The following is a 7,082-nucleotide window of genomic DNA, read 5'->3' as shown; positions in this document are numbered from 1 at the left end:
CAGATAAGCCGTTGATTCATATAGGCCAGGGTGCCTAAAACAGGCCAAATGAGGCAAAACGTGTCGAACTCCGGAGGCCTTGGCCAATTTGGCGTTTGCGCAGCGCGAGCGCTTTATCTTGAAGGGGCGGCGCACCTATCCCGAGGTGGTCGACAGCAGCCACATGTCGGCTTTGCCGGAGGATAGGCGTAGCACGCTGACGCGCTCAGACCGTCCCCACCAGTCCCTCCTCAGATGATCGAGTCAGCTCACAGGCCCAGATCACTGAGGCCGGGATGATCGTCGGGACGACGGCCCAGCGGCCAATGGAACTTCCGGTCAGACTCCTTGATGGGCAGGTCATTGACGCAGGCGTAGCGACGGCGCATGAGCCCGTCAGCTTCGAATTCCCAGTTCTCGTTGCCGTACGACCGGTACCAGTTCCCTGCATCGTCGTGCCACTCGTAGGCATATCGAACGGCGATGCGATTGCCGTCGAACGCCCACAGCTCCTTGATGAGTCTGTAGTCGAGCTCCTTGTTCCACTTGCGCTCAAGAAAGGCTTGGGCCTCGGCCCGGTTGTTGGCGAACTCGGCGCGGTTGCGCCACTTGGTATCCAGGGTGTATGCCGTTGCAACCTTGGCGGCATCGCGCGAGTTCCAGCCGTCTTCAGCCAAACGGACCTTCTGAATGGCCGTTTCGCGTGTGAACGGGGGCAGTGGGGGACGAGTTTCCATGGTGAGACCTCCAATTGGTATGTAGAACAATCTGTCTACATGGGCGATGTTAATCAATGTAGTACGACCTGTCTACAATCCAAGTATGAAATCTGAAAAAGAATCTCCAGACCTGCTGCCTTCGCGCGAGCGCATCCTGGTCGCGGCCCACGCGCTCTTCTACAAGGAGGGCATACGGGCAACGGGTATCGACAAGATCATCGAACAGGCGCCAGTCAGCAAGCTCACCTTCTATCGCCAGTACGCGAGCAAAGACGATTTGATTCGGGCCTACCTCGACTTCCGTCACGAGAAGTGGATCTCCTGGTTTCAAACAAGCCTGGAGCAGGCCAGAGGTGCAGGCTTGTCGCCCGTGGACGCCCTGGTGAGCACGTTGAGGGATTGGTTCAGCAGCCCCGACTTCAGGGGGTGCGCGTTTCTGAATGCTGCTGCTGAGCTGGGATCGTCAGACGCGAAAATTTTGGAGACGGTGCGTCAACACAAGCAGGACATGTCCTCTGTGTTGGACAAGGTCTTTGATGGCGATGCCGTGCCCGTGGGGCGCTTGCTGGCTTTGGTGGTCGACGGTGCCATCGTCCATGCCCAGATGGGCCAGCCCATCGACGAGGTGATGGAGAACTTCAAGGCGTCGGTTGAAGGGATCTTGCTCAGGAGCTCTCGCTGACAGCCTCTGGGTCTGTCTGAAAGGCCCTGCGATTTTCGGTGCTTCGGGCAGCCTGCATGGCTTCGGTGGTACCGGGAAGGTGAAGCGCACCGGGTCTTGAAGAGGTTGGGTGATTTGCTGTGACACCCCGGTCGAGGCGCCGTTGCTGGCGAGTTGATCCGCCAAGCCCGTGTCAGCGAGCGTCGCCGCTGTTCGAAAGCGCAGCGTTTCGCCACTCTCGCGATGTCAGCCCACATTGGGCCTTGAACGCACGCGAGAGCGCGGCTTCGCTGCCGTAACCGACATCGATGGCGATGGCCTTCATCTGCCGGCCCTGGCGCAATGCCTGCTGTGCCAGCCTGATGCGCCATGCCTGCAGATACGCGCCGGGCGTACAGCCGACGGTTTTGCGAAAACTGTCGGCAAACGCGGTACGCGACATCACCGAGATGCCAGCGAGCGCTTCCAACGACCATTCATGCCCCGGACGCTCGTGCATCGCCACCAGTGCCTTGCGAAGGCGGGGATGGGACAAACCAGCCATCAAGCCTCCGTTGACCTGCCCGGTCTCCATCAGGTGTCGCAACACCTGGATCAACACGACTTCGAACAGACTGTCGATCAGCACCTGCCGACCGCAGTTGTGGCCGAACGCCTCGTCGAACAGCAGGGTCAGAACTTGGTCGGCGCCGTCGATGTCGGCCAGCGCGATGCAAATGACGTCAGGCAACGCACTCGACACAGGATTGGAGTCTCCGCCGTCGAATTGGAGTTCTGCACAGACCAAGACCGCTCCGCACTGGGCATCGGTGACAAAGCGCCTTGAGGTCCGGCGGGGATAAAGCAGCAGACTGGGAACACTGACCCGCTGCGGCGCACGCCCGGGGTAGATCACCTCCAACTCGCCGCTGCGGATGAGATGTATCTGACCTCCTCCCTGCTGGGTTGGGAACTCAGTGATGCCACACAAAGCGCCCGAATGGAACATGCGCGTTCGCACCGGGAAATGGTTCAGCAACGAACCCAGGCGGTCAGTGCATTCGTCCATCAGAAATGTACTCCAAATCAATTTATCAGTACTTTACATCACCTTTAGTACAGGCCCAAGCCATAAAGTTGCTCCTGCCGTTTGGCAACTCTGACCACTCAACTTTCAAGCCATTGACTCAAGGAAGAGCCCTATGAAATTCGCACACAAGATCGTTGCCGCGTCCGCTCTGGCATTGGCGTCCACGCTGTCCTTGGCAGCAGGGAGTCCCGGTGTCGAACACAGCACCCAGGCCTTCCTCGAAGCCTTGGCAAAAGGCGGTGGCCAGCCTCTGGAGACGCTGTCGCCTGCTGATGCCAGACAGGTGCTTGTGGGCGCCCAAAAAGGAGCAAAGCTGCCGGCCGCCGAGGTCAGCGAGAAGACGATTGCCGTCGACGGCAAGCCGGTGGTGCTGAACATCGTCCGCCCAGCAGGCGCCAAGGGCGTGCTGCCTGCGTTCGTCTTCGTGCATGGCGGTGGCTGGATCCTCGGTGACTTCCCGACACACGAGCGCTTCGTTCGCGATCTGGTGGCCGACTCCGGTGCAGTGGGGGTCTTCGTGAACTACACCCCTTCGCCTGAGGCTCGCTATCCGGTAGCCATCAATGAAATCTACGCCGCCACCCAATGGGTGGCCGACAACGGAGCACAGATCAACGTGGATGGAAATCGGCTGGCCATTGTTGGCAACTGCGTAGGCGGCAACATGGCGACGGTCGTGGCGCTCATGGCGAAGGCCAAAGGGGCGCCCACGCTGCGTTCGCAGGTGCTGTTCTGGCCGGTCACCCATGCCAATTTCGAGAACGCGTCTTACGACGAATTCGCCAACGGCCACTTTCTAACCAAGGGGATGATGAAGTGGTTCTGGGATGCCTACACGACCGACCCTAAGCAGCGCCAGGAAATCTATGCTTCGCCGCTGCTGGCCGCGCCAGAGCAGCTCAAAGGCCTTCCGCCGACTCTGATCCAGACGGCCGAAAAAGATGTCCTGCGTGATGAGGGCGAAGCTTACGCACGCAAGCTCGATGCTGCCGGCGTCAGTGTGGTGGCCACCCGCTACAACGGCATGATTCACGATTTCGGCTTGCTCAACGTGCTGGCCGACGTGCCGGCCACCCGTGCCGCCCTGCATCAAGCCAGCGAGGAGCTGAAGGCGCGTCTTCGCTGAGCGAAGTGGCTGCGCCCCTGCCCAACTTGACTGTGTTGGGTTTGGGCGCAGCCACTGACCCTGTCGCGGCCCCCCGCGATCTGAACCGCCGAGGCTTCCTCGGTAGTCGCCCCCCTCCAACACTTCGCCACCCACCAAACCATCCACCCCCCTCCCCCACCCAAACTCCTGGTCATCACCAACCCACCCAGGCGTTTGCACATGACCCTCACCTGCTTCATCCGTTACGAGATCGACCCTTTCAAAAAAGACCTGTTCAAGGCCTATGCCGACCACTGGGCACGCATCATTCCGCGCTTGGGCGGGCATTTGCTGGGCTACTTTTTGCCGCATGAGGGCAGCAATGTCGAGGCCTGGGGGCTGGTCTCGTTCAGCAGCCTGGCGGCCTACGAGGCCTATCGGCAGCGCTTGCGTGAAGACGCTGAGGCCGTGGCCAATTTTGCGTTTGCGCAGCGCGAGCGCTTCATCTTGAAAGAGGAGCGCACCTTTCCCGAGGTGGTCGACAGCAGCTACCTGCGGGCGCCCACGGGGTGGTTGGAGGGAGCGGCATGATCGCGGTGATTTTCGAGGTGCGGCCGCTGGCGGGGCAGGCGGCGCGGTATTTCGACATTGCAGCGGCGCTGCGCGAGCAGCTTGAGCGCATCGATGGCTTTGTGTCGGTGGCGCGGTACCAAAGCCTTTCCGACCCGGGCGAGTATCTGTCGCTGAGCTTCTGGCGCGACGAGGCGGCCGTGCAGGCCTGGCGCCAGCACGGCCAGCACCGGGCGGGGCAGGCCGAGGGGCGCGCTGCGGTGTTTGCCGACTACCGCATCCGGGTGGCGCAGGTGCTGCGAGACTACACTTTGAGCCAGCGCAGCGAGGCACCGGCAGACGCCAATGCTTGTCTGCTGCCCCCGCCCAGCCCCTGCCCCACCCCATGAACGCAACGCCGTTTGAGCCTCGCCTGGCCAGTGTGGCCGCCATCATTGCGGACGCTACCCGGGCGCGCATGCTGTGCTATTTGCTGGCGGGTGATTACGCCAGCGCGGGCGAGTTGGCCCGGGCGGCGTCGGTTTCGCCCGCCACCGCCAGCGGGCACCTGGGCAAGCTGGTGGAGGCTGATCTGATCGTGTGCGAGCAGCGCGGGCGGCACCGTTACTTTCGCCTGAAAGACGACGAGGTGGCCCACGCCCTGGAGGCCATGGCCCTGATCGCCGAGCGCCACACCCACCAGGCCACCTGGGCCAACCCCGCGCGCCAGCGCCTGCGCTTTGCCCGCTGCTGCTACGGGCACCTGGCGGGGCAGCTGGGGGTGGCGCTGTTTTCTGAGCTGTTGGCCAGGCAATGGCTGGCGCCGGTGGGCGATGCCTACCACCTCACGACCCTGGGGCAGGATGGGCTGGGGGAACTTGGCTTTGAGTTGAGGGGCTTGGCCAGGGCCCAGGCCACCAGCCGCCCGCGCCTGGCCTACCGCTGCCTGGATTGGTCAGAGCGGCGCGACCACCTGGCCGGCCTGCTGCCCAAGGCCTTGCTGGCGCAATGCCTCGACAAGGGCTGGCTGCGCCGCCACCCCGGCGAGCGGGCCTTGCAGCTCACGCCGCTGGGGCGGCAGCACCTGGCAGATCTGCTGCCGCTGGTGAATGCGCTTTGAGGGGCTTTGAGAAGCTTTGGTGCAGCCGCCGAGGGCGGTCGGCAAACGGCGGCTTACAGCTCTGCTGCTGCCCCCCAATTCCTGATCTTGGCCCTTGCACACTCTCCACATTGAACTGTACATTTATACAGTTCAATGTGAACAAACAACAGTCAAGGAGCCACCATGATCGACCACATGACCTTCCGCGTGACCGATATCGCGCGTGCCAAGGCGTTTTACAGCGCCGCCCTCGCCCCCTTGGGCTACAGCCTGAGTTTTGAGGGCAACTTTGGCATGAACATTCTGGGCTTTGCCTACCCCGACCCCCACGAGCCTGAGGGCAAGAAGACCGACGTGTGGTTCATCGATGGCCCCTCGCCCTATGGTGGCGCGCCGGCCACCACGGGCTGCCACCTGGCCTGGCGCGCGGCCAACCGCGCCCAGGTCGATGCCTTCTACCACGCCGCACTGGCCGCGGGTGGGCGCGACAACGGCGCGCCGGGCCTGCGCCCCGACTACCACCCCCACTACTACGGCGCCTTTGTGATCGACCCCGAGGGCAACAACATCGAAGCCGTGTGCCACCTGCCCGAATGAGGGCATGCTGGCGGCAGCCTCCGATGGCCAGCAGGCCTCAGGGCTTTGCAAGGGCTGCGGCGTGATGTCTGGCTGCTTAGAATCTTTGGATGGCCCATCCACACGCTCTGATCAACCCGGCGATGCTCCGCTGGGCGCGTGATCGCGTCGGCCTGGATGTCAGCGCGACGGCCCAGACCGCTGGCGTCGCGCCCGAACAGTTTCAGCGCTGGGAAGATGGGGAGTGGCAACCGACCTTCAAACAGGCGCAGCAGATTGCCAGCAGCTTGCATGCCCCCTTCGGTTACCTGTTCCTGAGGCAGGCCCCGATCGATGAGCCGCTGCTGCCCGACCTGCGCACCCCGGGTGGCATGCTGGTTGGCAAGCCCAGCGTCAACCTCATGGAGACGGTTCGTCGAGCCTTGCAGCGGCAAGCCTGGTACGTGGAGTTCCTGCAAGAGCAAGGGGCTGCGCAGCTGCCGTATGTAGGGCGTTTCAGCACCCAGTCGAACGTGGTGCAGGTTGCGCAAGACATCCGCTCGACCCTCAAACTGGCACCAGAACCCCAGGTCGGCCACTGGGAGCCCTATCACCGCCTTCTGATCAAAGCGGCAGAGGATGCCGGCATCCTGGTCATGCGCAGTGGCATCGTTGGCAACAACACCCGCCGCAAGCTGGATGTCGCCGAGTTTCGGGGCTTTGCCATCAGCCATCCGCTGGCCCCTGTGGTCTTCATCAACAGCAGCGATGCTCCCTCGGCGCGCTTGTTCACCCTGCTGCACGAATTGACCCATGTCTGGCTGGGCAGCAGCGGAGTCTCTGACACAGCACCCGGCAACGCCCGTCGCGAAGAGGTGTTCTGCAACGCAGTGGCCGGCGAGTTTCTGGCTCCCTCCGAGTTGTTTGCCAAGCTTTGGCCCTTGGCCTCAGAAGACCTGAGCACCCGTGTCGCTGAGTTGGCACGTCGTTTTCATGTCAGCCGCCTGGTCATCCTTCGGCGTGCCATGGATCTGGGTCTGATCGCTCCAGAGCGCTATGGGGCCTTCTACCGTGCCGAGCTGGAGGCCTTTCGCGCAGCAGAAAAGGGGGGTGGCAATTTCTACCGAAATGCCGTGGCCAAGATCAGCCCCCTGTTTGCCCGCGCGGTGATCGCCGAGACGCTCAGCGGTCGACTGTTGCTTCGTGAGGCGGGCAAGTTGCTGGGGTTCAGCCCGCCAAGATCCGTGAATTGGCTGAACAACTCGACGCATGACCTATCTGCTGGACACCAACACGCTGATTGAAGCGAAGAACCGCTACTACCGAATGGCGGTCTGCCCGACAGCCCACCCGACACAGAC

Annotated in this window: 9 protein-coding genes; 7 read left to right on the top strand and 2 right to left on the bottom strand. The window is 62.6% G+C overall.

Features of this window, described 5'->3' with window-relative positions:
- Positions 1 to 248 precede the first annotated feature (248 nt).
- Positions 249 to 716: a nuclear transport factor 2 family protein gene (locus tag AC3WUT_RS20000; protein WP_492348835.1), complete on the bottom strand. Its 468-nt coding sequence runs from the start codon at positions 714 to 716 to the stop codon at positions 249 to 251.
- Positions 717 to 801: 85 nt separating this feature from the next.
- On the opposite strand from AC3WUT_RS20000, the gene AC3WUT_RS19995 reads away from it, so the two are divergent.
- Entirely contained in the window at positions 802 to 1,380 is a 579-nt protein-coding gene (locus tag AC3WUT_RS19995) for a TetR/AcrR family transcriptional regulator (protein WP_492348834.1), read from the top strand.
- A gap of 172 nt (positions 1,381 to 1,552) precedes the next feature.
- Here AC3WUT_RS19995 and AC3WUT_RS19990 read toward each other — a convergent pair whose 3' ends face one another.
- Positions 1,553 to 2,407, bottom strand: coding sequence for a cupin domain-containing protein (locus AC3WUT_RS19990; protein WP_492348833.1), 855 nt, complete (start codon positions 2,405 to 2,407; stop codon positions 1,553 to 1,555).
- A 133-nt stretch (positions 2,408 to 2,540) separates the two neighbouring features.
- On the opposite strand from AC3WUT_RS19990, the gene AC3WUT_RS19985 reads away from it, so the two are divergent.
- From AC3WUT_RS19985 to AC3WUT_RS19960, 6 genes are all read left to right on the top strand, one after another.
- Complete coding sequence (locus AC3WUT_RS19985) at positions 2,541 to 3,554, top strand: alpha/beta hydrolase (RefSeq protein WP_492348832.1); 1,014 nt, start codon at positions 2,541 to 2,543, stop codon at positions 3,552 to 3,554.
- Between the two features lie 201 nt (positions 3,555 to 3,755).
- A complete protein-coding gene (locus AC3WUT_RS19980; protein ID WP_492348831.1) occupies positions 3,756 to 4,106 on the top strand; it encodes an NIPSNAP family protein in 351 nt (116 codons plus the stop codon).
- Positions 4,103 to 4,474 (top strand): antibiotic biosynthesis monooxygenase family protein, encoded by a 372-nt coding sequence (locus AC3WUT_RS19975; RefSeq protein ID WP_492348830.1) that lies wholly within the window; start codon positions 4,103 to 4,105, stop codon positions 4,472 to 4,474. The genes AC3WUT_RS19980 and AC3WUT_RS19975 overlap by 4 nt, the downstream gene beginning before the upstream one ends.
- A complete protein-coding gene (locus AC3WUT_RS19970) occupies positions 4,435 to 5,184 on the top strand; it encodes an ArsR/SmtB family transcription factor (RefSeq protein WP_492348829.1) in 750 nt (249 codons plus the stop codon). The genes AC3WUT_RS19975 and AC3WUT_RS19970 overlap by 40 nt, the downstream gene beginning before the upstream one ends.
- Positions 5,185 to 5,349: 165 nt before the next feature.
- Entirely contained in the window at positions 5,350 to 5,763 is a 414-nt protein-coding gene (locus AC3WUT_RS19965; protein ID WP_492348828.1) for a VOC family protein, read from the top strand.
- Positions 5,764 to 5,852: 89 nt separating this feature from the next.
- On the top strand, positions 5,853 to 7,025 hold the full coding sequence (locus tag AC3WUT_RS19960; RefSeq protein ID WP_492348827.1) for a helix-turn-helix domain-containing protein: 1,173 nt from the start codon (positions 5,853 to 5,855) through the stop codon (positions 7,023 to 7,025).
- The last annotated feature ends 57 nt before the right edge of the window (positions 7,026 to 7,082 follow it).

The sequence above is a fragment of the Curvibacter sp. EU05-FHT14A10 genome (assembly GCF_058791075.1).
The sequence above is the reverse complement of the archived record's forward strand: the minus strand, read 5'-3'. Positions and strand labels throughout refer to the sequence as shown.

Bases quoted from the DNA above. Each gene is read 5' to 3' on its own strand.
- AC3WUT_RS19995 (WP_492348834.1), top strand. From the start codon at position 802: ATGAAATCTGAAAAAGAATCTCCAGACCTGCTGCCTTCGCGCGAGCGC.
- AC3WUT_RS19960 (WP_492348827.1), top strand. From the start codon at position 5,853: ATGGCCCATCCACACGCTCTGATCAACCCGGCGATGCTCCGCTGGGCG.
- AC3WUT_RS19990 (WP_492348833.1), bottom strand. From the start codon at position 2,407: ATGGACGAATGCACTGACCGCCTGGGTTCGTTGCTGAACCATTTCCCG.
- AC3WUT_RS19985 (WP_492348832.1), top strand. From the start codon at position 2,541: ATGAAATTCGCACACAAGATCGTTGCCGCGTCCGCTCTGGCATTGGCG.
- AC3WUT_RS20000 (WP_492348835.1), bottom strand. From the start codon at position 716: ATGGAAACTCGTCCCCCACTGCCCCCGTTCACACGCGAAACGGCCATT.
- AC3WUT_RS19975 (WP_492348830.1), top strand. From the start codon at position 4,103: ATGATCGCGGTGATTTTCGAGGTGCGGCCGCTGGCGGGGCAGGCGGCG.
- AC3WUT_RS19965 (WP_492348828.1), top strand. From the start codon at position 5,350: ATGATCGACCACATGACCTTCCGCGTGACCGATATCGCGCGTGCCAAG.
- AC3WUT_RS19980 (WP_492348831.1), top strand. From the start codon at position 3,756: ATGACCCTCACCTGCTTCATCCGTTACGAGATCGACCCTTTCAAAAAA.